The organism is Natrialba chahannaoensis JCM 10990 (genome assembly GCF_000337135.1).
GTDB lineage: Archaea > Halobacteriota > Halobacteria > Halobacteriales > Natrialbaceae > Natrialba > Natrialba chahannaoensis.
Genome location: NZ_AOIN01000099.1, coordinates 86,592 through 109,603, shown reverse-complemented (window position 1 = coordinate 109,603; position 23,012 = coordinate 86,592). Strand labels below are relative to the sequence as shown.

The 23,012-nt window shown below is 62.7% G+C and carries 20 protein-coding genes; 6 read left to right on the top strand and 14 right to left on the bottom strand.

All coding sequences use genetic code 11. The features are described 5' to 3' along the window. Nucleotides 1-278 precede the first annotated feature (278 nt). Both C482_RS19330 and C482_RS21400 read right to left on the bottom strand, forming a co-directional pair. Nucleotides 279-3,134 (bottom strand): bacterio-opsin activator domain-containing protein, encoded by a 2,856-nt coding sequence (locus C482_RS19330; protein ID WP_006169509.1) that lies wholly within the window; start codon nucleotides 3,132-3,134, stop codon nucleotides 279-281. An 85-nt stretch (nucleotides 3,135-3,219) separates the two neighbouring features. Next, the gene (locus tag C482_RS21400; protein WP_152422056.1) at nucleotides 3,220-3,411 is read right to left on the bottom strand and encodes a hypothetical protein; all 192 of its coding nucleotides are present in this window, start codon (nucleotides 3,409-3,411) and stop codon (nucleotides 3,220-3,222) included. A gap of 161 nt (nucleotides 3,412-3,572) precedes the next feature. Here C482_RS21400 and C482_RS19325 point away from each other — a divergent pair, with 161 nt between their 5' ends. Then, the gene (locus C482_RS19325; protein ID WP_006169508.1) at nucleotides 3,573-6,533 is read left to right on the top strand and encodes a S8 family peptidase; all 2,961 of its coding nucleotides are present in this window, start codon (nucleotides 3,573-3,575) and stop codon (nucleotides 6,531-6,533) included. A 29-nt stretch (nucleotides 6,534-6,562) separates the two neighbouring features. On the opposite strand, the gene C482_RS21935 is transcribed toward C482_RS19325, so the two are convergent. The 7 genes from C482_RS21935 to C482_RS21930 form a co-directional block, all read right to left on the bottom strand. After that, on the bottom strand, nucleotides 6,563-6,733 hold the full coding sequence (locus C482_RS21935; RefSeq protein ID WP_169317626.1) for a hypothetical protein: 171 nt from the start codon (nucleotides 6,731-6,733) through the stop codon (nucleotides 6,563-6,565). Between the two features lie 490 nt (nucleotides 6,734-7,223). Next, nucleotides 7,224-7,397 (bottom strand): hypothetical protein, encoded by a 174-nt coding sequence (locus C482_RS21590; RefSeq protein ID WP_161605613.1) that lies wholly within the window; start codon nucleotides 7,395-7,397, stop codon nucleotides 7,224-7,226. 230 nt (nucleotides 7,398-7,627) lie between these two features. Further along, complete coding sequence (locus C482_RS19320; RefSeq protein WP_006169507.1) at nucleotides 7,628-10,300, bottom strand: bacterio-opsin activator domain-containing protein; 2,673 nt, start codon at nucleotides 10,298-10,300, stop codon at nucleotides 7,628-7,630. Between the two features lie 199 nt (nucleotides 10,301-10,499). Beyond that, entirely contained in the window at nucleotides 10,500-11,222 is a 723-nt protein-coding gene (locus tag C482_RS19315; RefSeq protein ID WP_193787769.1) for a hypothetical protein, read from the bottom strand. 128 nt (nucleotides 11,223-11,350) lie between these two features. After that, nucleotides 11,351-12,406 carry a Gfo/Idh/MocA family protein gene (locus C482_RS19310; protein WP_006169505.1) on the bottom strand — a complete coding sequence of 352 codons (1,056 nt, stop codon included), beginning with the start codon at nucleotides 12,404-12,406 and terminating at the stop codon, nucleotides 11,351-11,353. Nucleotides 12,407-12,844: 438 nt separating this feature from the next. Then, nucleotides 12,845-13,519: an Hsp20/alpha crystallin family protein gene (locus C482_RS19305; RefSeq protein ID WP_006169504.1), complete on the bottom strand. Its 675-nt coding sequence runs from the start codon at nucleotides 13,517-13,519 to the stop codon at nucleotides 12,845-12,847. Nucleotides 13,520-13,790: 271 nt separating this feature from the next. Further along, nucleotides 13,791-13,949, bottom strand: coding sequence for a DUF7559 family protein (locus tag C482_RS21930; protein ID WP_006169503.1), 159 nt, complete (start codon nucleotides 13,947-13,949; stop codon nucleotides 13,791-13,793). Nucleotides 13,950-14,066: 117 nt separating this feature from the next. On the opposite strand from C482_RS21930, the gene C482_RS19295 reads away from it, so the two are divergent. Together C482_RS19295 and C482_RS19290 are read left to right on the top strand one after the other, a co-directional pair. Beyond that, a complete protein-coding gene (locus tag C482_RS19295) occupies nucleotides 14,067-15,854 on the top strand; it encodes a radical SAM protein (RefSeq protein ID WP_006169502.1) in 1,788 nt (595 codons plus the stop codon). A gap of 166 nt (nucleotides 15,855-16,020) precedes the next feature. Beyond that, nucleotides 16,021-16,452, top strand: coding sequence for a TRAM domain-containing protein (locus C482_RS19290; RefSeq protein ID WP_006169501.1), 432 nt, complete (start codon nucleotides 16,021-16,023; stop codon nucleotides 16,450-16,452). Between the two features lie 343 nt (nucleotides 16,453-16,795). Here the strand turns inward: C482_RS19290 and C482_RS19285 are convergent, their stop codons facing one another. Both C482_RS19285 and C482_RS19280 read right to left on the bottom strand, forming a co-directional pair. Continuing rightward, a complete protein-coding gene (locus C482_RS19285) occupies nucleotides 16,796-17,563 on the bottom strand; it encodes a heptaprenylglyceryl phosphate synthase (protein ID WP_006169500.1) in 768 nt (255 codons plus the stop codon). A gap of 60 nt (nucleotides 17,564-17,623) precedes the next feature. Beyond that, nucleotides 17,624-18,328 carry a YkgJ family cysteine cluster protein gene (locus tag C482_RS19280; RefSeq protein WP_006169499.1) on the bottom strand — a complete coding sequence of 235 codons (705 nt, stop codon included), beginning with the start codon at nucleotides 18,326-18,328 and terminating at the stop codon, nucleotides 17,624-17,626. Nucleotides 18,329-18,472: 144 nt separating this feature from the next. On the opposite strand from C482_RS19280, the gene C482_RS19275 reads away from it, so the two are divergent. Beyond that, complete coding sequence (locus C482_RS19275) at nucleotides 18,473-18,736, top strand: hypothetical protein (RefSeq protein ID WP_006169498.1); 264 nt, start codon at nucleotides 18,473-18,475, stop codon at nucleotides 18,734-18,736. 2 nt (nucleotides 18,737-18,738) lie between these two features. Here C482_RS19275 and C482_RS19270 read toward each other — a convergent pair whose 3' ends face one another. Together C482_RS19270 and C482_RS19265 are read right to left on the bottom strand one after the other, a co-directional pair. Then, entirely contained in the window at nucleotides 18,739-19,587 is an 849-nt protein-coding gene (locus C482_RS19270; RefSeq protein WP_006169497.1) for an MBL fold metallo-hydrolase, read from the bottom strand. Nucleotides 19,588-19,663: 76 nt separating this feature from the next. Then, complete coding sequence (locus C482_RS19265) at nucleotides 19,664-19,945, bottom strand: MarR family transcriptional regulator (RefSeq protein ID WP_006169496.1); 282 nt, start codon at nucleotides 19,943-19,945, stop codon at nucleotides 19,664-19,666. A gap of 246 nt (nucleotides 19,946-20,191) precedes the next feature. On the opposite strand from C482_RS19265, the gene C482_RS19260 reads away from it, so the two are divergent. Beyond that, nucleotides 20,192-20,899, top strand: coding sequence for a class I SAM-dependent methyltransferase (locus C482_RS19260; protein ID WP_006169495.1), 708 nt, complete (start codon nucleotides 20,192-20,194; stop codon nucleotides 20,897-20,899). Nucleotides 20,900-20,975: 76 nt separating this feature from the next. Next, nucleotides 20,976-21,881 carry a glycosyltransferase family 2 protein gene (locus C482_RS19255; RefSeq protein WP_006169494.1) on the top strand — a complete coding sequence of 302 codons (906 nt, stop codon included), beginning with the start codon at nucleotides 20,976-20,978 and terminating at the stop codon, nucleotides 21,879-21,881. A gap of 33 nt (nucleotides 21,882-21,914) precedes the next feature. On the opposite strand, the gene C482_RS19250 is transcribed toward C482_RS19255, so the two are convergent. Next, a complete protein-coding gene (locus tag C482_RS19250; protein WP_006169493.1) occupies nucleotides 21,915-22,877 on the bottom strand; it encodes a DUF368 domain-containing protein in 963 nt (320 codons plus the stop codon). Nucleotides 22,878-23,012 lie beyond the last annotated feature (135 nt).

The following is a 23,012-nucleotide window of genomic DNA, read 5'->3' as shown; positions in this document are numbered from 1 at the left end:
CGGATGCAGATGCGGTTGCGGACGTAAATGTGAGTCCGAATCCGAACGCAAACGCAAACGCGAACGCGGCGTTCAGATCTCAGTGCGAGCACCGGCACGAACGCGGTCGTCACTGGATAGCAGTATCCGCGCGACAGCACTCGCCTCACGGCGGATCGCTGCTATAGGTGCACAAACAACACGCTGTGGAGTGAGTTGTCTGCCTATGTGATTGGATGCCGGCGGCCCTAGATCCGTCGGCTCCATCGGTTCGCGGCCCGCCACTGGCTGCTTCGGATTCATCTCCCAGCATCCTCCTCCCTGGCAAACACCAACTCCAACAACTTCCGCTCCGCAACCCGGAGATGCGTATTGAGTGTTGGCTGCGTAATCCCAAGCATCTCGGCGACCGTCGCGCCGCTTGTTTCCCGCGGAACTTCGAAGTAGCCGCTCACGAACGCCGTCTCGAGTGCCTCGAGCTGGCGCGCGGTCAACGTTGACTCGAGTTCCGCCCGGAAGCCGTACCCAGGCCTGGCGTCGACCTCTCGCTCGCGCCGCCGCACGAGCGTCGAATCGGGATAGAGCCGCCCAACGAACTCGACGAACTCCCGCACGTCCGTCTGCGCCGGGAGCGAAACCACCAGCCGGCCCGCTTCCTCGGTCGCCGAAATCCGCCGCGGGACCACACCGTACTCGAGTAGCCGTGCGATGAGGGTCTCCTCGGTGAGCGTACACTCGAACAGCTGTCTGTCGCCGTGGGTGGTGACAAGCCGGGTATCCGACACTGACGGCGACCGTGCGGCGAGCTCGAGAATCGCCTCCTCGGAGGGGTTCTCGATCGTGAAGAAGCCGCGGATCGACCCGTCCGGTTGCGAGACGGACGTTTCGAACTCGACTGACCCGCCCGTCTCTCGTGCCCACTCGAGAAATTCGATTGCCTCGCCGCGGAGACGGAACTCGAGTTCGACCTCGCCGCGTCCAACCAACGCGGTACGCATTTCGATGGCGTTGCTCGCCTGGGCAACCCACGCACCGAGGTCGACAATGAGTTGTCGTTCGTCTGCGTCGAAGGCGGTCGGCCGCTCGCTGTACACCGCCAGCCCGCCGTAGGATCGTTCCCGGAAGACGAGCGGGACGGCGGTGACCGCGCGGATGCCCTGGCTCACGGCGGTCTGTCGCCAGTGCTGGTCGACCGACCCCGGCTCCGACAGCAGCCGCCGGTGCGTACACGGCTCGAGTGACTGGAGCGTCCACGCCATCGGCTCGCGCTCGTCGACCAGCACGTCCACGCTCGCGTCGGGGGACTCGAGTGCGGTCGGCTCAGTGCCTGCCCAGGCCCGGTCGCGAATCGTTTCACCGACGCTATCGAGGGCTGCGATTCGAGCGATGGCGTAGCAATCACTCGCGGCGACGGATTCACAGACGCGTGTTTCGAGTTCGCCCCGTGTCCAGGCGGTGCTGATCGCGCGGGCGACGGTGCAGACGAGTTCGAGCCGCTCGGTGAGCGAGTCGACCGACTCGCTTGCATCGTCGAGGTGCTCCGCACACGAGTTCAGCTCGCGCTTCGTGTCGACTCGATCCAGTACCGTCCCCGCAGTCGCGCTGACGAGGCGGACGAACGCGTGATCGAGCGGCGTCAGCGTGGGTGTACCATCGGCACTGGCATCAGGCACCGGCCGTGATCGTGTTTGTACTCCGCTCTCGCGAACGCCGACGACGAGCACGCCGTGCGATCCAACCGGTGATACAAGTCCACGGGCGCGCCTCAGATCAGCGACTGTCGAGAGTGGACTCGCTTGCAGATCAGCGACGAAAACCGGTTCTCGGTCGAGGAAGGCTCGACAGAGCGGGAGCGTTCGCTCCTCGAGTGAGACGGTGCGGTCGAATCCCCCAGCGCGCGTCGTCGCCTGCCGGCGGAGCGTGTCGGTTTCCTCGTCGTAGCGGTAGACTGCCGCGACGGTCGTCGTCGCCGTCGTCGATCTACCGCTGTCGTGTCGACTACCGGTCTCGACCGTGTCGATGATCGTCGTACAGAACTCCTGAATCCCTGATTCGTCCGGCTCGACACGTGTATTTGCGAGGGTTTCGATGCCGTGGAGTGCACGCTCGAATCCAAGCGTGATGCTTCCAGTCTTGCCGGCCGTCGCCACTCCTGTCTGCTCTCTCTCTGCATCTTCGGACTCATCGCTCTCCCCACTCCTCTCGCTCCTCTCACTCCTCCCACCTTCACGCCAGCTCTGGTCGAAAACCGTACAGACGAACATCTCCCGAACGCGAGCAAGCGAGACGAGCGCCGGAAACGTCCGTTCGCCATCCAGGGTGGCCACCTCGCCGACTGCGGTCCCACGTGACCGAGCGCGCCGAGCGATCGACTCGAGTACCGCTGTCGCGTCGTCGGGGAAGAGAACAGTCCACGAGGCACCCAGCAGTCGATCCCGTTGTTCGCCGTGGAGGGCAGCGTGACTCGCGCTGACGGCGGTGAACGTGAGCGACTCGTCGAGGACGCTGCTGCCGACGAGGACGGCGTCGAGCGGGTGATCCGCGCTCGCGGTGGCCTTGCCTGCTCGGCCGCTAGCAACGAGCGCGCTGATTCGCGTCGCGAGCATCCAGTAGCCGGCGTCGTCAGCGTCGATCCGCACGAAATCTGTCGCCCCTGCCGACAGCGCGCGTTCGATGCTGTCCTCGTCCCGTACCGTCGAGAAGACGATGACAGGGAGGTCGGAGTCGGTCGCTCGAATCGCTTGGAGCGCCGACTGCTTGTTGTTGGCTTCCGGTCCATGCTCGGTTACGACGCAGTCGACCGACTCGAGACGTGACTCGATATCATCGTCGTCCGAGGGCGCAATCTGCGTGCGGATGTCGAACTCGGCGTCGAACACGGCTGTCGCAGCACGGGCCGTGGTTTCGGTGGTGTCGACGAAGAGGACGCGAATCGGTTCGGGTGAGTCGGAGACGCGTCGCGTTGGTGTCGTGCTGTTCATCGAGAGTGACGCTCCGGTCGTGCTGGCGACGCGGACGAGTGTGTCGCCGGTCGACGAGGGTTGCAGCGGTGTGAGTTGTGGGCCGTAGGCCGTGATGGGAGTTCGTGAGCCTGGTCGTGAGCCGTGGGTCGGTGGTCGGTCGTGATTGTGGTTGTGGTCCGTGAGTCGCATCATCCCTTGCCGCCGCTCGCGCGGCAACGGCCACGCCGTCGGTCGTTACGGTACTCGCGAGCGACTAACCGAACCGACCGGTGTCGTACTAGTACTCCTCACAGCCGCAGAACTGCCGTGCCGATGCCCGTCGCCGGTCACAACCGATGTACCTCGCGTGGTTGCCCCGGGTGTCGAAACGAGGCCCCTGCGTGTCTTCGCTGGCGTCCGCCTGCGACGCACTCCGCCCGCCACCTGTTCCGCCATCTCCCGTCCGCTCGTTACCCTCTCCGCTAGCCACACTAGTCAGCTATCAGAACGGACTGTTCGCGACCGACCCGGTGACGATTCGACGCCGCTATCGGGAACACTATTCATATCGACTCGAGTCCCTCCGACCCACGATTCAGATAGCGCCAGCCGTTTTGTCGGTGTCCGCGTGAGCCCCAGTCGACGAAGTCTATGATAGGACAGGGAGGTTCTGGCCCATCCGACGACGAATCGACACCATTCTCGCAGCACGCTCACGGCACCGACTCCCATCACGTCACGGAGTGTGATGGCCACGGTCGCGATGAGCACTCGAGTCCACCCGACGCACAGCGTGACCTGCCGGTGAATCCGAGTCCATGGCGATCCAGCACTGTGATCGCAACGGCGTTCGAGACGGTTTCGAAGGACCTCCCGCCACCATGGCCCAGCCGCTCCCGGCTGGGACGACTGGCGCGACTCGGTCGTTCCCGTTGGCATCCCGTCGAAATCGCATCGTCACTCCGCCTCATCGTCATGTTGGCGCTGGTGTGTGCCGGCCGACCGATCACCCGTCGCACCTCGCTCGGCGCACTCGCCGGCGCGATACTCACCGGATTCGGCGTTTCTCCCGGATCGGCGACCGAAACGAGTGGTGACGACGCCGGTGCAGACGGTGAGTCGACTGACGACCAGCCTCGGTACGTCGTCGGTCTCAAGCCCGGCACGGCAACCGAAAGCGTTGCCCGCACCGCCTCGACGGTCTACCGGTCGCTCGGACTCTCCTCGAACGGTAGCGTCGTCGCCGGTGCGTTCGACGACGAGACGAGAGCGGAACTCGAGTCCCGCTCGGATGTCAGGTACGTCGAACCGGATTACAGGCGGGTACAGGCGGTCCGAAGCAGTGACAACGGGACAAATCGTCAGCGCACCGGTGAGCCGAACGAGACCGTCGACTTGGCCGACAAACAGCGAACGCCATGGGGTGTCGAGCGAATCGGAGCCGCCGAGGTCCACGAGCACGCCACCGGCGAGGCAGAGGCAACGGTCGCGATTCTCGACTCCGGCATCGACCCCGAGCACGAGAGTCTCGACGTCTCCGAAGGACGGTCGTTTGCCGACTGTGCCGGCAGCGACTGCGCTGCCGACTGGGACGACGAAACCGGTCACGGAACCCATTGTGCCGGTACCGTCGCCGCGCTGGACAACGACACCGGCGTCGTCGGCGTCGCACCCGAGGTCAAACTCTGTGCGCTCAAGGTGCTCGCCGGCGACGGCTCGGGCTACGACTCGGACATCGCCGCCGCCATCGAGTGGTGTGCCGACAACGACGTCGACGTCATCAACCTGAGTCTCGGTGGGAGCGACGAAGCACGAGTACTCGAGGACGCCCTGCGCTACGCCTACGATCGTGGCGTGTTGATCGTCGCGGCGGCGGGCAACGCGGGCGCGGCTGGCGGGGTCGATTACCCAGCCGCCTACGACGAGTGCATCGCCGTCGGTGCGACGAACGACCACGACGAGGTGCCAGACTGGTCGGCCCGCGGCGACACCATCGAACTCGTCGCCCCGGGAGAGGCCGTCCTCTCGACCAAGCCAGGGGACGAGTACGTCTATCTGGAGGGGACCTCCATGTCGACACCTCACGTCGCCGCAATTGCAGCCCAACTGATAGGACAGGGGCTTTCCCACGCTGACGATCCCGAGAACATCGACGAGCCGGGCGGCGTTCGTGCTATCCTCCGCGAGAGCGCCGAAGATCTCGGTGTGGACGCTGACGAACAGGGGTTCGGCCTCCTCAACGCCTTCGAGGCACTCGAGTCGGTCGACCCGGTGACGACTGGAGAGGTCACGGACGTTCGGGCCAGCACCGCCACGCTCACCGGCGAGCTTCGATCGAACGCCGATGTGGAGTCAGCGGAGTGTTGCTTCGAGTGGCGACAGACAGACGACGAGTGGACCAGAACGGAGCCTGAGTCGGTCGAGCTGGGCGACTCGTTCAGCGCCGCGCTCGATGAGTTACAGCCCGAAACGGCGTACGACGTTCGGGCCGTCATGCTCCCCGACGGTGGAGCGAGCGAGAGTCAGGACGGAGACGGCGGAGACAGCGGAACTGACAGCAACGACGAGACAACCGCGAGCATCGTCACCTTCGAAACCGGACGCGACGAACTCGCCGTCGAAACCACCGCCGTCGAGGCGGACGACCACCGAACACTGCAGGCGACCGGTTCACTGGATGGTATCGGTGACGCCACCACTGACGCCGACGCCACCCCCGTTACAGCATCGTTCCGCGTTCGCCCGGAAGGCGAAGAGAGCTGGGACACGACTGACGGGCAGGTACTCGAGTCGATCGGCACCTACGAGGAGTCCATTTCGGGACTCGAACCGGAGACGATGTACGAGGTTGAAGCGGTCGTTGTTGCTGGCGATGGTGACGGTGATGGCGACGGCGGCACCGATGAAAGCAACGCCGACGAAACCACCGGCGGCATCGTCACAGCCGAAACAGATCCCGAACCCGGACTCCCGTCGGTCGACCGCTTCGAACTCACAGACGACAGCAACAGCCAGTTCGTCCGCTGTGCGGTCAACTGGGGTGTGAGCGTGTCGAACGGCGAACTCGAACTCGTCGAGACGGAGCTTCGGTACGCGACGGAGAGTGATGACGACGGCAACGACATCCTCCATCACGTCGTCACCGAACTCGAGGACCAGAGCGAGGAAAGCGGCATCCACACGCTCAGACACAGCGACCGACTTGAGGGCGCTGGCGAATCATACACCGTCACGATCACCGTCACTGACACCGATGGCAACACGACCGACGCGACCGAACAGCTCTCCCTCGACGAACGCTCACCCCCGCCGAGCATCGACCAGTTCGACATCACGACGGATGACTTCCTCGGCACCCCCGAAGCCGTTGTCGACTGGGCCGTCTCCGACGAGGGCGGCGAACTCGACGGCGTCGTACTCGAGTTGCGCCGCGGCGGCTCGCTTGTGGACGAGACGAGTTCGATGGCACGGAACGAGGAGGCATCTGGAACGGATTCGCTCAGGGCCGATGATGCGGGAGAGGGCGGGACGTACGAGGTGCTGATTCGGGCGACGGACTACTTCGAACAGACGAGCGAGGAGACTGAGACAGTCGAACTCGCGGGTGAGTGAGGGGGCGCGCAGCTATTGGGTACTGTGGGTTATCGCTTCGGTTGGCGCTCTGTCGGGAGTGTCTCCAGATCGATACCGGCCATCAGGAGGCCGAGCACTTCCGGATTGCTCAGTTCGTATCCCATTCGATCGCTCAGTTCGGCTTTGACCTGTTCGAACCGTTCGGCCTTCGAGCCGTGGAGTTTGATGTGTGTCGTCATAGACTGTGCCAGCGGGCCGGTCTCGGCTCCGCTGCGTTCCTGTGCCCGTTGATGCAGAGGGGGGTGCCGTTCCAGTGTCGATTCTGCGTCCGCGCGTCGGTGAGTCGTGTCCGGTATCTGTGTTGCATGGGTGGTCTCCGCTGGCTATCGGCTGGACACGATTCTGGTCGCTTCGCCGCGAGTCTGTTCGTGTCGTCAACGGAAACAAAAACGGGGACGGCGTACCTAAACCCCGGTCGAAGCAGTGGTGTCGATAGAGAAAGGTGGCACCCATCCGGCGTGGAAAACGGGCGGTTCCGTCCCCGACTGCGTCCTGGTTCGCCGTGGTTCACCTCCGTTCTCATGGGTTCGCTTCGGACCGCCTATCCCGTTGGCCACGACACCACCACGAGATGACAACGACACGGCCATATGACATCCCAACGGCGGCGCATTGGCCATGAGACACCAACGACGGCACACTGGCCATGAGACACTGACCAGGATACTCTCAGACGGCCCGTGGGAGCGAAATCGACACTGTCGATCGAATCCACGCTCGCTCTGTCCGCTCGTCGTAAATTGTGACACAGCCGGTGTGGTCGATATCCGCGACAATCGTCGACGGAACCGACGGCGGTTCGGCGGCGGTGCGTGCGTCGCTGGGACGGTCCTCTGCTGGCATGGTTTCGTGGTCGGGAGAGCTGTCCGACGAGTTCCCTTTCTGTTTCTGTCTTTCTGTCTTTCTGTTTCTCTGCGTCTCTCACCCCATCTCTTCGACCCTCCGTCGCTCTCCAACCCGCTTCTCCGTCTCCGACAACTCGCCCGGTCCTACGTGCACAAAAGCCGCCACTGCTCAACCGTCGACCGCCGACGTACTCCACACTCGGGGACCCAGCCACGTCGGCTCGCTGCTCAGTTCTCGTGGGTATCGTCACCATCGAGAAACGCCCACAGCACGCTCCAGATCCCCTTCCGCAGGTGCTGGTGGAGCGTCGACGACGAAATTCCCATCGACGCCGCGAGCTCTTCCGCCGTAATCGCGCGCGGCCAGTCGTAGTAGCCCGCTGCGTACGCCGACTCGAGTGCAGCCCGCTGTTTCTCGGTCAGTGCCGTGTCGACGGCCTGACGGAATTCGGCTACCGTCTCGACCGAGCGGTCGCGTTCGCGTTTTGCCGTCAGTTCCACGCCGTCGAACTCGGCGTCGAACAGAGACACGATCGCTCGAACGTCTGCCGTCTGTGGTGCCTCGATGACGACACGGGCCTCGTTAGCAGACGCAACGACATCGCGAACAGTTGTGCCACTTTCGAGGGCAACGTGTGCGAGGGAGTTCGTGGAGGCTGTCTGGAGGACGAGTTGCTGGGTCGGTTCGGTTCCGGTCCCGTTTTCGTTCTCGGTTACTGCCGAACTTCTATCCTCGTTCGAACTTCCGGTCCTGTCACTCGTGCGCTCAGTAATCACACGTGCATCCGACACCTGCGGAGCTCCCGACGCCACTTCCAGCACGGATGCTGGGTCGCTTCCCGTTATCGTATAGTACGTGAGAATCTTTCCGCCTTCAACTGGAACTGACCGCTCGAACCAACACTCACAGTCGAGTTCAGTCGCCACTGCGAGCGAGAACAGCGTTGGATCGGTGATACGGAACTCGAGTTCGATCACCGAATCGGCAAGCAGCAACAGTCGGTTCCGGATCGCATTGATCGCGAAACCGGTGACCCGGCCGAGCGATTCGAAGCCGGTGACGGTCTCCTCTCCGAAGATGCTATCGCCGGTTCCGTTGACAACCAGGACGCCAAGCAGTCGGTCGCCGTACGTGAGCGGGATCGCTGCCGTCGAGAGTATGTTGGCCGCGGTATCTGGGGTTTGGTTCGGGTTCGTGTTCGGGTCTGGATTCGGGTTCGGGTCCGGTTCTGGTACCGATTCCGATTCCGATTCCGATTCGGATGCTACCCCTGTGCCCGCACCACTATCTGCTACTATCACCCTTCTCTCCATTCCCTTCCCCCTCAATTCGTAGGACCGGACGACCTCGACCGACCCACTCTCGAGCATCCGTTCGACGGTTCCGTGGCCGATACTCCCGATCGACATCTCGTTGATCGCCTCCAAGTCGCTGTCCGTAATGCCATACCCAACCTGTGTCGTGAGCCGATCCGTGCTCGTCTCGATCTCGCCGATCCAGGCACTGTGATACAGCTCCGAGGCAACCAGTTGCTCACAGATCGTCTCCTCGAGTTCCTCGCGGGTCGACGCCTCGATGAGCCGGCGGCCGATTTCCTGAATGAGCGTGTTGATCTGGTTGTGCGTCTCGAGTTGATCGCGTTGTGCACACAGTTCCTGTTCGTGGGCTTCGAGGAGTCGAATGCGTTCAGCACGACCGATCGCCGTTCTCGCGTTGACCGCGAGCATCTCGGCGAGTTGGACGGCCCGGTCGTCGAGTTCTTCGGCCGTCTCCGCCAGGATGGTCAACACACCATCGGTACCGATCGGAACGTGGAGGCTCGAATACTCCTCCACGTCGTCGTTTCCGAAGCCGGCCTCCTCTGTCTCTGTCGTCTCCGTGCTCGATAGTCGGTTGCTGACCGTCGCCCCTTCTCGGAAGGCCTGTCCAGCGAGCGTCGCCTCGAGATCGTAGGCGGCTCGCGTCTCGAGCAGCGACGCTGCTGCATCCGTGAGCACGGTGCAATCGAGTCGGTTCGTGTCGGGATTGAACAGGCGGACACACGCTATCTCGAACTCGAGGACTGTTTCGACGGCCTCGAGCGTGAGTCGGCCAACCGATTCGGGGTCGTCCGCGGTGAGCAACTCGCGGAGACCGTCGGTGAGGGACTCGAGTTGGCGCTGGCGTGCGATCTGCTCGGTCGCATCGCGGACGACGCAGACGATGCCGTCACCAAGCGAAGAGAGCGCGAGTTCGATGGGGAACGTCGAGCCATCCTTCCGATAACCGGTCGCATCACCCCGCCAGGAGCCGTGTTCGGCGACGGTCGGTAAGACCTCGGCTTCGAACCGCTCGACATCGGCGTCGGTGAACAGTTGTTTCCAGGAGCGACCGACGATTGTGGGCGCATCATCGTAGCCGAACAGTGAGGCGTGAGCGTCGTTCGAGTAGACGAAGATGCCATCTTCGTCCGTGATGGCCATTCCATCGTTTGCAGCCTCGATTGCTGCAGAGCGCTGGCGGAGCAGTTGTTCGTGTTCTACCTGCTCGTCGCCCGCCGTCGGTTGCTTGTGTACGACCGCGATAAACCGCCGCTGGTCATCATCCGTTGCCAATCGTAGTGTCAACGAGACGGGGTTCTCGCGGCCGCGTCGGTCGAGGAGCACACACGACGCAGTTGCCTCGTCCGCTTGTCGTGCACGTTGTGTGAGTCGGTCCAGTGTCACCGCGTGTTCACCTGCCACGAATTCGTCAATCGACCGGTCGAGGAGCGCGCCATCCGGGTAGCCGAGCCACTCCTCTGCGGCCCGGTTCGCGAAGACGATGTCTCCCTCCGCGTCGAACCCGATGAGACCGTCGCTGCTCGCCGTTGCTATCTCCTCGAGGAACCGCTTGTCAACATGTGAAGAAGCGGTCTTCATTGTCAAATGCTACCACATGTGTGTACATAACTGTGTGATTCTTTCTCATGACACGACCTGATTACCGTAGTGAGAAAACGTGGTAAGTTCTTGGAATGCACGCGCCGATACTGGCGGTCTCGCCATCGTTCGAATCGTTGGTGTCATCGCTACTGCCGTCACTGCTCGCAGTAGCATCGTTCTCGTCACGACCGTCCATCTAGCTGCCATCCTCGTCACCACCGTCTGCCTCGCCGCCGCTCTCATCATCATCACTGTCCGTCTCACTAGCCCCGTTCTCACTACGTCCATCTGCATCACCCTCGTCGTCCTCACTATTCCCATCCGCTCCACCGTCCTCATCGCCATCACCATCCGCCCCACCGTCCTCTTCACCATTACTATCTGCTTCGGCACCATCCCCCTCAGACGCGAGCGACACGAACGTCTCCGCCACCCGCGTCAACAACTCGCGCCACTCGAGTCCACCCGAGAGATAGTCCTCGACCCACGACGCCTCGACCGTAAAGTAATCGAGTACCGTCCCGTCATCCGGCCGATACGCCGCCGCCTCGAGCCGCGTCGACACCAGGCCATCCTCGATCGTGGTCGTGTACCCATCCGTGACCAGTTCGATCTCGGAGGCAACGTCCGCCTCGGTCGTCCCCGTTGCATCGTAACCCAACTCGAGTACCGCTCCGTCATCGACCGGTTCGAGCGTCACCTGCTCGAAGCCGGCGGACTCGAGTGTCGCACGAAACGCTGCGAGGCTGTCATCGTCTGCCTGGTCGCTTGCTGTGTCGTCGTCAGCAGATTCGGATCTGGTGTCGGTTTCATCGTTTTCCTCGCTTTCCTCGTCTTCCGGGTTTTCTGCGGTCGAACAGCCGGCGACGATGAGGATGGCAGTTCCGCTCACTGCCGCTAACAGCGTTCGTCGTCTCATAGTAGATCCACACCTGGCATCCTCGTGAAGAGACACGGAAGGATGGGACCGAATCGGGTCGAATGTCGGGCTGGGAAGTTGGGTGTGGTGGCGATGGGAGTTGGCACTCGAACCCCAGTCTCACTCCCTCATTCGCTCACTTGCTCTCCTGAAACACCTGGTACAAATGCCGGCTCATCGGCCGTCGTCAGCTCACCGCACGGCGTATCGTCGGCTGCCGAGCGGTAGATGCCGTCGATCACTTGCTGTACCGCAAGCGCCTCCGTGACCGTGTTCCGTCTCGGTGGCGTTCCGCGTTCGATAGCACGCAGAAACGAGCGTGCCTGCCGTTCATACGGGTCGACCGGATCGACGTGTATGTCAGTTTTGTGCCCGGATTCGAAGAGCTCGAGTCGTTCTTCGTTCGGATGGAGCATCGCCCCGCCCTCGGTCCCCTCGATCACGAACGACCGGTTGTCGGGCCCGTTTGACTGCCACGCGACCTCGAGCGAGATCGTCGTTCCGTCCACACAGCGGATAAACGCACTCGCTGCGTCCTCAACATCGAACTCGTGTTCGGGCGCGCGCCGCGTCGTCCCGACGATGTCGTCGACCAGCGGATATCCCGTGAGGTACAGTGCGAGATCGATCGCGTGCACGCCGATGTCGATCACGGCACCGCCCCCGGCGATCGCTCGTTGGGTGAACCAACCGCCTGCACCGCTGTCGGGCACCCCCCGCTGTCGCACGTAGTTCGCCTGCACGTGCGTCAGTGACCCGAACCGACCCACCTCCTGTAACTGTTTGAACTGCTCGACGATCGGTCGAAATCGGTTGTGGAAGCCAACCATGCACACACCCTCCGCAGTCGCCGCACTGTCAGCGATCCGCACTGCATTGGGTACAGTGTCCGCCATCGGCTTCTCGAGGAACACGTCGAGACCGGACTCGAGTGCCGCGACGGCGTAGCGATCGTGGTAGGCGTTAGGGACCGCGACGACGACGGCGTCGACGGTGTCGAAGAGGTTGTGGTGATCGTCGAAGACCGGACTGTCGTACCGGTTGGCGAAACGCTGTCGTGCTCTGGCCGTGGTATCCATACCGGCGAGACTCGCTCCGAGGGCGGCATATCGGTCGGCGTGGAGCAAGCCGATGTTGCCAAGGCCGATGAGCCCGATCGTCGGTTGGTGGTTGGTGGTGTCCATACACGTTCAGAGTTACGCTGTAAACGCCGGAACTGCGAGCGACTGTCGCAGTCCGAGTGCAGTGTTTCCGGCGTACAGCGTACAGCGTGCAGTGTATAGTCCGCACAACGCAGTGCACACACCTCGCTGGAATCACTGCTTGTCAACTCGATTCAGCATCGACGAATGTCGCCAATCGACGCCGTTCAATTCCGGTTCACGATCAGTTGTAGGTGAGACTGCGCAATTACGCCGCTGCCCAACTGTGTGCATGACCAAACCCTAACCACATCGCTCCCACCCGTGGCTGTTCGCTCTCGATACAAGTCACTAGTCGCACGCTGTCGGTCCTGGTCGGCTGTCGAACACTCGGAGCCGATTTGGAGGGGCGGAGACAGTCTCGGACGAACTAGCTACTCGAGTTGGAGGGCGTTCCTGGCTCACACCGGAGGCACGCACTCACTCGGGGTCGACCGTCCCAGTCGGTGCGTCTCCGCTTGCAGTGGTCTCACTCGAGTCCTCTCGGGTCGCGGTGGTCTGGTGGGGGGCTGGTGTGTGTGCGTCGTCGCCGGCTGAGTGGTCCGGTGTAGACTCTGGCCGCGCACTTGGTCCGGCGTCTATTTCGGTGTCAGCGGCGCTGTCTGCTTCGCTCTCGTCGACTGCGCTCGATTTTGGAATCTCGATGCGGAGGGTTCCGGTTTCGGAGAGGGTCGCGGTGCCGGCGTTTGGGTCGACGACCGCATCGGGGGGTAGTTCGGCCACTCCACCGAGGTGCATCCCGCGGCCGGGGAAACACATCGAGTACTCCTCGCGGAAGGGACGAAAGCGGTCGACCTTGATCTTGACGTTGCCGTCGATGTAGCGGACCTGGATGTCGTCAGTCTCTGCACCCGGTGCGTCGAAGACGACGAGATACGAGATGTCGTCCTCGAGAACGTCGACGTCGAGGGCACGATGGTTCTGGATGCGGCCGCTGGCGCGGCCAAGTTGACGGTACAGCGTGTGCTTGATCGAGGAACCGAGTTCGTTCGCGGTCACGCTGTCACCTCTGTCGAAGAGACGGACGAGCGAGGGCGATGATATTGGCACGAACGGCGCGTGCTGTACGGGAGAGACGGCGGGGAGTGAGCGCATAGCATGGCCGGATGTACGGTTACGTGATCCCCGTTGATATTGATTTTGGTACCGAGTAAATTAACGTCTGACACGTCCCCGAGCGAGATGGGTGAGTGGTATCGCGACTATAGTAACAACTGCAACTAGTTACACACTGATCGCACGTTCGCGGTTCTCGCTCAGTTCACTCGCTCCGAACCGCGCTGCCGCCGTGCGATCAGGTGTGCAGTGACTTGCAGTGGCTACTATAGCTATTGGCTGTTCCCGTCTCGACTACGAAGAGACGGGCTCACAACTCGACCGCCTCGAGACAGTCGGTCCCGCCGCAGACGGGACAGGAGAGTTCGGAGACGCCGAACTTGTCCGGCACGTCGTAGGTGTAGTGGTTTTCGAATAGGTCGAGAAAGCAGTCGTCGTCGGTGCAGACGATCTCTTCGGTTGGCGGCATGAGCGACAGTACCGGGACCAGGACCATCAACGCGGCGGTTGCGGCGGTCCGTACGCCACACTCGCGCCGTCCCGCGCGTTAGTCACCGTTTTGTCGTTCCAGGCGCTATCCGACGCTATGACTGACTCCGGTCCCGGTTCCACCGCTGGCTCCGGTCCCGCCTCCGGGACGGAGCGCGGGAGCGAGGGGCTCTCGGTGACGATCGTCGATGGCTACGTCGACGAGCCCGCCCACTTCGGCGTGCCGCCGTACATCTCGACGTATCCACGGTACACGGCCGGCGCACTCGTCGATGCGGGCGTGCCACCCGAACAGATTACCTACCACACGATCGACGGCCTGCGCGACGAGCCCGACCGTTGGCGGGACATCGACGAAGCGGACCTCATGATCTACCTCGGCGGGATGACCGTCCCCGGCAAGTACGTCGGCGGGACGCCCGCCGAACCCGACGAGGTCCGCAAGCTGGCGTGGACCGCGAACGGCACCAGCCTGATGGGTGGTCCCGTCAAGTTCGGTGTGGGCGACGAAAACGCCGGCGCGACCGAAACCGAACGCCAGGACCTCGACTTCGACTTCGTCGCCAAGGGCGATGTCGAGGCCGCCGTCCACGACTTAGTTGAGAGCGGCCTCGAGGGTTTCAACAACCGAATGCGAGACGTGGACGAGGTCTCCCGGTGGGCCCAGCAGGGCGCGTTCGTGGTCGAACAGCACCCGAACCATCCCGACTATCTGATCGCCGAACTCGAGACGTCCCGCGGCTGTGCCTACCGCTGTTCGTTCTGTACCGAACCACTGTACGGCAATCCGACGTTCCGGCCGCCGCCGACAGTCGTCGGCGAGGTCGACGCGCTCGCGGACTACGGCGTGAAACACTTCCGGATCGGCCGGCAAGCCGATATTCTCGCCTACGGCGGCGACGGCGAAGCGCCGAATCCCGACGCCCTCCGCCAGCTCTATGGCGGCATCCGCGAGGTCGCGCCCGATCTCGAGACGCTCCACCTCGACAACATGAACCCGATCACGATCGTCGAGTGGCCCGAGCAGAGCCGCGAGGGAATCCGGATCATCGCCGAGCACAATACGCCCGGCGACACCGCCGCGTTCGGACTCGAATCCGCCGATCCGCTGGTCCAGGAGGAGAACAATCTGAACGTCACCGCCGAGGAATGCTTCGAAGCGGTCAAGATCGTCAACGAGGAGGCGGGCTGGCGACCGGGTGGACCGGACGACCCGACGGCCGATTCGTCACAGTCCGACTCGAACGTCCGTCAGCTCCCGAAACTCCTCCCCGGAATCAACCTCCTGCACGGACTCAAGGGTGAGCGCGAGGAAACCTACCAGCACAACCGCGAGTTCCTCCAGCGCGTCTACGACGAGGGCTACATGCTCCGTCGGATCAACATCCGGCAGGTCATGTCCTTCGACGGCACCGACATGTCCGACACCGGCGCGGAAATCGCAAACGAGCACAAGAAGCTCTTCAAACGCTACAAGCAGCAAGTTCGCGAGGAGATCGACAACCCGATGCTCGAACGGGTCGCCTCGCCCGGAACCGTGCTCTCCGACGTGCATCTCGAGTACCATCAGGATGGCAGGACCTTCGGCCGACAGCTTGGAACCTACCCGCTGCTCGTCGGTATTCCCGGCGAACGGGAACTCGGGCGGACGATCGACGTTGCAGTCGTCGATCACGGCTACCGCTCGGTGACGGGTGTTCCGTATCCGCTCGACCTGAACGACGCATCGATGGACGAACTCACGGCGATTCCCGGCGTCGGCGATCGGACGGCGGGCGATATCGTCGTCAACCGGCCCTACGACTCCGTCGCGGCGGCGGAACTCGAGACGACCATCGATGTAGACGAGTTCGTGACGACGCGGCCGTTCGAGCACGCGGATTGATGATTGATCCGGGCTGACGGTACGCCTGTGTGTCACAGTCCGCACGGATTGTCTCGGTGGCCCCTCGAAACGACCGGTTGAAACCGGTTGTCTACGGAAAAATTCCCGACCATGGTCGGTAGTTCTAATACGGATGAGCGTTAGAGGTGGAATTGAGGGTCTACCTGTGGAAATATCTGAAAAACTCCTGTGTCTGTTCAGTACGGAGGTTTCGGCAGAGGAGGACCGATACGTCATCGAAGTACCACGTCAGGAAGTCGAGACCGGCGACATCGATCCCGACGAGATCTATCGCGTCGCACTCATCTCTCGCGAGGATGAGGGTGGTGAGACCGAAGCGTCTACGGCACAACCGCAGGCGCAAACGCAGACGCAAACACAAACGGCACCGTCGGAGCCACAGCCACCGGTCGATGTCGGTGAAACGCGCTACGTCGAAATCGAAGATATCGGCAAGCAGGGTGATGGGATTGCTCGTGTCGAACGCGGGTACGTCATTATCGTCCCGGGTGCCGATGTCAACGACCGCGTCAAGATCGAAGTGACGGAAGTCAAATCGAACTTCGCCGTCGGCGAAATCATCGAAGAGACGTTCTGACTCCCACTCGGGAGTCTCGCGGTTATTGCGGCGGTCCGTGTGTCACAGCGCCCTGTCGCCCTCCAGCGGCTGTGATTTCGGCAGTTCTCTCGTTCCCCCGTTCGTTCTCGAAGGCGCACACTCACTCGTTCTGACCTGTAGGCCGCTCTTTTGTCCGTTGTTCACTGTGTCGATTGCCGGAGATATGTGACTGTGGCTGTGAGTATACCTGTGACGACGACTGCTCCCTCTGAACGCATAGAGACAGAGAGAGGGTCAGCTACAGACACAGAGAGGCACCACAAACACTGCACACAGCGACTTGCCGCTCTCAGCGGCGGAACTCGGTACTTGCAACTCGCAACTACCAGCCTGGAATTGTTCGCTGATACAGTGCCGGATCGTCGTGATAACAGTCACCGACGACGACCGCGTCCGCACCCGCCTCGAGTATCTCGGTCGTCTTCGCGGCCGAGTCGATGCCGCCGCCGTAGAGCAATGCCGTCTCATCGAGGTATCGCGCGGCTGCTTTCACGTCCTCCGGGCCGCCATAAGTGCCCGAGTATTCGACGTAGAAGATCGGGAAGTCGTAGAACATCTCGGTTGCGAGCGCGGCCCCGGCAACCTGTTCGGACGTGTACGCCGTCTCGACGCCGGACACATCCGCTGCAGCCGAGTCGACGTGCTGGACGACGTACCCCTCGCCGACCAGTTTCGTCGCCAATCGCTCGACGGCGTCGACGCCCTTGGAAGTGATCAGATCACCGACGAGCGGGACGCTACTCCCAGTAAGTTCGTCCGGCTTGCGCGCGATTTCGGCGAAGAGATCGAGGTGCTTCCCAACGAAGTTGTTTCGGTCGCCGTTGTAGACAGCGGGGACGGAGAGATAGTCGATCGCGTCGAGAGTGTCCGTCGAGACCTGTTCGGCGCTGTAGGGCTCCTGAAAGATCGGCACGTCCGGAGCGAGCCGTAAGATCGACTGGATCGTCGCCAGCGTGTTCGCCTCCGTCACGTCATCCGATCCGCCGACGATCACCAGATCGGTGTCCGCGATGACGCCGGCATCGTCCGGGAGCGGCTTCGCGGGGTCGACCTTCGTGACGTGGCGGATGTCGGTCCACGGAATGTCCATACTGAACTATTTGACGACGCGTATAAATTTCCCGCTGGTTTCGTGTTGCTCCGATCGGCGTCAGTCGTCGATCGGTGTCCCGTCCGGCCGTTTCGCGCCCTCGGAATCGTGGACGACGATTTCACCGGGGTCCACCGCTGTCGGTTCGTATGCGTCACGGACACCGATCGCCTCTTCGAGTTCCCGCACGGCGCGCTCCTTGAGCGCCGCGGCGAGGTCCTCGGCGTCTGACCGGGAGATGTCACGACCGAGGCCCTCGCACTCGTGGGCTTGGACGACACTCTCCTCGTCGCCGGTTTCGTCGACTTCCCGTTGCGCTCCCAGCGCAACGCTGTCAACGACCTCACCCATTGGCTGACTGGTGCCGGCGAGCGCTACGCTGAATGGGTAGGTCCGACAGATCAGCGGCCGGTCATCGTGTGCGACACAGGCACCGACACCGTTGTCGTCCTCCTCGTAGAAGGCACAGTCGCCACAGCTGTCGGTCTGGAGCGCCCACTCGAAGGTCTCCCCCTCCGGCCCGTCCTCACCGTCGGCGAGTCCATAGGGCATTGGTCGGGCGACATCGCGCCAGTCGTGCTCTGTCGTCTCCTGTAGATCGCGCACTTCGTCAGGGAACACCGTCGCCGTGTGGTCGTCCTCGGCCTCGCCCGTACAGCACGCGCCACAGCGCGTGCACTCGAATCCGATCGACTCGATGGCGTCGGCGAGCGCGTCGACCTCGAGGGCGCGGGCTTCCTCGAGTTCCGCCTCCAGTGATTGCACGTGTACGTCTGGTCATACGCGCCGAGCGGGAAAAGTAAGTCGCTCGTGATGCCGATGCTGTGTCGTCCCTATCCGCCCATTGGACGGACAGCCGAACCGAACGCAGGACAAACTGTTACGACTTCTCGCAACATATGTTGCACCATGACATCATTGAACGAGGAGATGGCCGACGTCCAGACGGAGATCGATCGCGTCCGCGATCGAATTCGGACGGATGTCCCCACCCTGTTCAAGTTCGACGTCACCGTCAGTCAGATCGAGTACAACGCGACTAACAACAGCGTCACCCTTACGGTCGAGCCGAGTTCCAACGCCCGTACGCAAATATCGGACGAGTTCGGCGGCGTCAGGGTGAAGATGGAAGACCAGCTGACCTTCGAGTTCCAGTTCAGTTCACAGGAGTAGCGCTACGACCTGCCGGTGCAAAACCGGTTATCGGGGCGGGCACGCTCGCCGTCCCACTCGAGTGCCCCCTCAGTATCGAGTTTCGCGAGGTGCGCGTGAACGGTCGTCCGCGCGAGGTCACGGACACCGGTCAGGTCCTTCTCGTACGCGCCGTCGAGAATCTCCGCGAGCGTCGTCGCGCCGTCCTCGACGGTCGCGAGCACGCGTTGTTCGCGGCGTGCGCGGTGATCGAGCAGCCGTTCGATCGTCTCCCGCGACGCGTTGATCGTCGGTCCGTGGCCCGGATAGAGCGCCGGCGGGTTCCGCGCCCAGAGTCGACGCAGCGTCGTCACGTACGCACGCATATCTCCCTCGGGAGCGCCGACGACGACGCTGCCCTCGCGGACCGCACAGTCACCACAGAGGATCGGCCCGCTCCGGCCGCACTCGAGTGCGACGTGGTCGGGCGCGTGGCCCGGCGCATCGAGGACGCGGACGGGTTTGTCGCCGAGCTGAATTGTCGTTCCGGGTCCGAGCTCGCGGTCGGGTCTGTGTCCAGTTGCCGCTTGAAAGCGGTCGACGCGGCCGCGTCTGGCCCAGACGGTTGCGTCGGTGTCTTCGGCGTAGGCGGCGACAGCGCCGACGTGGTCCGGATGCGTGTGGGTGACGACGATGTGGTCGACAGTGCGATTGGCGACGAGTTCGTCGAGTGCGTCGGTTCTGGTAGCTGGGTCGACAAGCACGGCAGGATCTTCGCCGATGACGTACGCGTTCGTCTTGCCGCTCGGTGCGCGTGTTTCGACAGGAACGACACAGCGAGTAATAGCACTGCACTCAGTCACGGCGGCGGTGTCGGGCGGAGACGCAACCATAGTCCGACATCACGGGCGACGACAATGTGATTGTCGACAGCACAACCCCTGTGATCGGCGGTTAGTTCTTCAGATGTCAGTTCTTCAGGTAGTACACTTGCTTGCGGGCGTCGCGGAAGCTGTATCGTGAGTCGACGAGGCCGACGTCCTCGAGACGGTTGAGCGCGTAGCGAACGGTGCGGTCTGGCAGCAGTGATTCCTCGGCGAGTTGCCCCTGCGAGAGCGGCGAATCGGTTTCGAGAACTTTCGCGACCAGTTTTGCGCTTGGTGGGAGGTCACGAAGTCGCTCGCGGTACTCGTCGGCTGAAAGAACCTCTTCGGTTGCTGCGGTGCCATCCTCTGCGGTACTCATGCTCATACCATGTCGAGCGGAATCAGTGCTGGTAAAGCTTCCCTATATGTGGATACGAATAATCCAAGTTGTATAAGGAGTACACATGTGATATTAATACGGATCGCTGTGTGGGTCGATCGCTAGATGCACTCCGTTCCCGCAGTTGATTCTGGGCGAACTTGTTCGGGAGTTACCCGACTGGTGACCAGTCAGATGTGCCGACCAACTCCAGTATCGTTTTATCCCACGGCTACTGTAGTTGCGCCCAGTGTGAAAGGACAGGAGTGGTACCAGGCCGACGACGTCGCCGAGGAATACGACGACAAACGCTTTTCGAAGGGCGGACAGCTGATCGACCGCCGCGAGAAGCAAGCCGTCCTCGAGGCGATCATGCCCGTCGAGGACCGGAATATCCTCGAGATCGCCTGTGGTACTGGGCGATTCACGGTGATGCTCGCCGAACAGGGCGCCGACGTCGTTGGACTCGACATCTCTGCAGCGATGCTCCAACAGGGACGAACGAAAGCACAGCGCGCCGACCCCGCGGGGACACTCGAGTTCCTTCGTGGTGACGCCGGGCGGTTGCCGTTCCCGGACGATCACTTCGATACGGTGATCGCGATGCGCTTTTTCCACCTCGCGGACGATCCGGAGGCGTTTTTGCGGGAGATGCGTCGCGTCTCGCGCGACCAGATCGTCTTCGATACGTTCAACCGCTTTAGCGCGCGCAGCGTCTATAACTGGGCGCTGCCGATGGGATCGCGACTGTACTCGAAGAGTGAGGTCAGCGAGTTGCTCGCGAAGACGAACCTGACGCTGGTCGACGTCGAGGACGACTTCCTCGTTCCGTACGGCCTCTATCGCTCGATTCCGAACGGGCTCGCCTCGCCGATCCGGACGATCGATACGGCGGTTGGCGGGAACGCAGTCACCGATCACTTCGCGTCGGTGTCGTACTGGAACACGCGGCTTCGGTGACGAACGCTCACCACTCAGTATCACCACCGGGCAAATCCCATCGTATTTTTACTCCCGGGGTGTTCTACCACACAGTATGGAGCTCTCGGTAGTCGTCTCGACGCTCAACGACCGGGAGCGATTGCTGTCCTCGCTCGACGCACTCTGTGAGGTTGTCCCGCAGTCGACGGAAGTGATCGTCGTCAACGGTCCTTCTTCTGACGGAACGACGGGTGTTGTCCGTGATCGGCCCGACGTCGACGTGCTCGTCGAGATTTCGGAGCGAAACGAGAACGTCTCGCGCAACGTCGGCTGCAGCGTCGCAACGGGCGACGTGATCGCCTTCCTCGACGGCGCGCACGCGGTCAAGAACGGCTGGGTCGACGCTGTCGAAACTGCGTTCGCGGATGGCGCGGACGTAGTCACCGGCCCGGTCACCGGCTCGGGGGAACTCGAGACGGTCAATGCTGAGCGGACGGCGACCGTCGCCCGTCGATCGGTGACGCTGTTCGACGGGAGCAACGTCGCCTTCGACCGAACGGTGCTCGACGCGCTCGACGGGTTCGACGAATATCTGAAGGGTGACGGAGCACGCGACTGTGCACATCGGGTGGCGGGCCTCGGCTTCGACGTGCACTGGCAGGGAGAGATGGCTGTTCGCGCCGAAGTTGGTGCCGATGGCGGCCAGACTGAGTATGACTGGGGAGCGACGTACCGGGCGCTGTCCTACCGGCTCGCGAAGAACTACGGACCGCGGCCGACGGTCGTCGTGCGGACGATCGGCAGCGCGCTTCGAGACGGTGGGTCCGGCGTTCGCCGGATCGTCTCCGGCGAGGCGACGCCAACGGGTTGGGTGTCGGACGGTACCGACGTTGTTACCAACACCGCGCGCGGGTTCGTCGACGGTATTCGGGCACGCGTCGGTGACCGGTCGGCACAGCGGAATCCGAACGGAATTTCGGTGCGCCACGATCGGGCCGTTCGGGTGTACGACCGCCGGTAGACCGAACGAAGCGCTGACGGTGTCCGAGAAATCTTACTCTGGGTCGAAGCCGCCAGCTAGCGCATCGAGCGCGAACAACACGAGTGCCCCGAGCACCGCCCAGGCGAGCGTAAACCCGATGACTTCACTCGTCCAGGCGTGTGCCTCGCCGATGTTGTGCAGCGGCGCAGGCACCGAGCCAGCGATGAGGCCGACCAGAAAGAGCAACGTCAGGTCGCGTTGCCAGTCGAGGGCCGCTCGAACCACGCGAGCGATCGTAACCAGTCCGACCAGCCCGCCAACGACGAAGACGACGACGGCCGTCCCCGGATCAAGCACGTTCTCTACCGAGCCGACGCCCGAGACGTACTGGCCGATTGCGGTGAGAAAGTCGCTCAACTCGGTCATCATCACGACGTACTGGCCGAGCAGAATCAGGATGAGCGAGCCCGAGACGCCGGGGAGGATCATCGCACTGATCGCCAGCGCACCAGAGAGGAAGATGAGCACCAGCCCGGTTCCCGGTAGCTGAAGTACGTTACTTGCGACGAGCAATGCGAGTGCGGTCCCAGCTCCTGCTGCGAGGACGTGTTTCGTCGTGCTGAACGGCAGGCTCCGAAAGAGGACCACCGCCGAGGCGGCGATGAGCCCGATGAAGAAGCCAAAGAGTGCGATCGGCTGGGATTCGGACAGCGCGGAGACCGCACTGCCGATGAGCGCGACCGCGGTTACCATCCCGATACCGAGCGGGAGCAGAAACTGCAAGTCCATCTCGAGTAGTGCCTCGCGCGCACGGTCACGACGATTGGGGTCGTAGCCACGGAGGACCTCAAGTGCGCGGCCGGGCGTGAGGGCGGTGACGGCGGTGATGAGGCGGCTGTAGAAGCCGAGCAGGAGGGCGACGGTGCCGCCGGAGATGCCGGGAAGGGCGTCGGCGATGCCCATACAGAGGCCGTAGCAGTAGGTCCGAAGGAGGGCGAGACGGTCGCTGACGCCCTGGTCGACGTTATATCCCATTGATTGGTGGTTGCTGGATCTTCCAGCGGGTTCGGGTACGCTGAGTGTGCCGGGTGTGCCGGGTGTGCTGGGTACGCCGGGTACGCCGAGCGTTCCGAGTGTTCGTCGAGTGTCGGGCAAACAGTGATCGCAGCC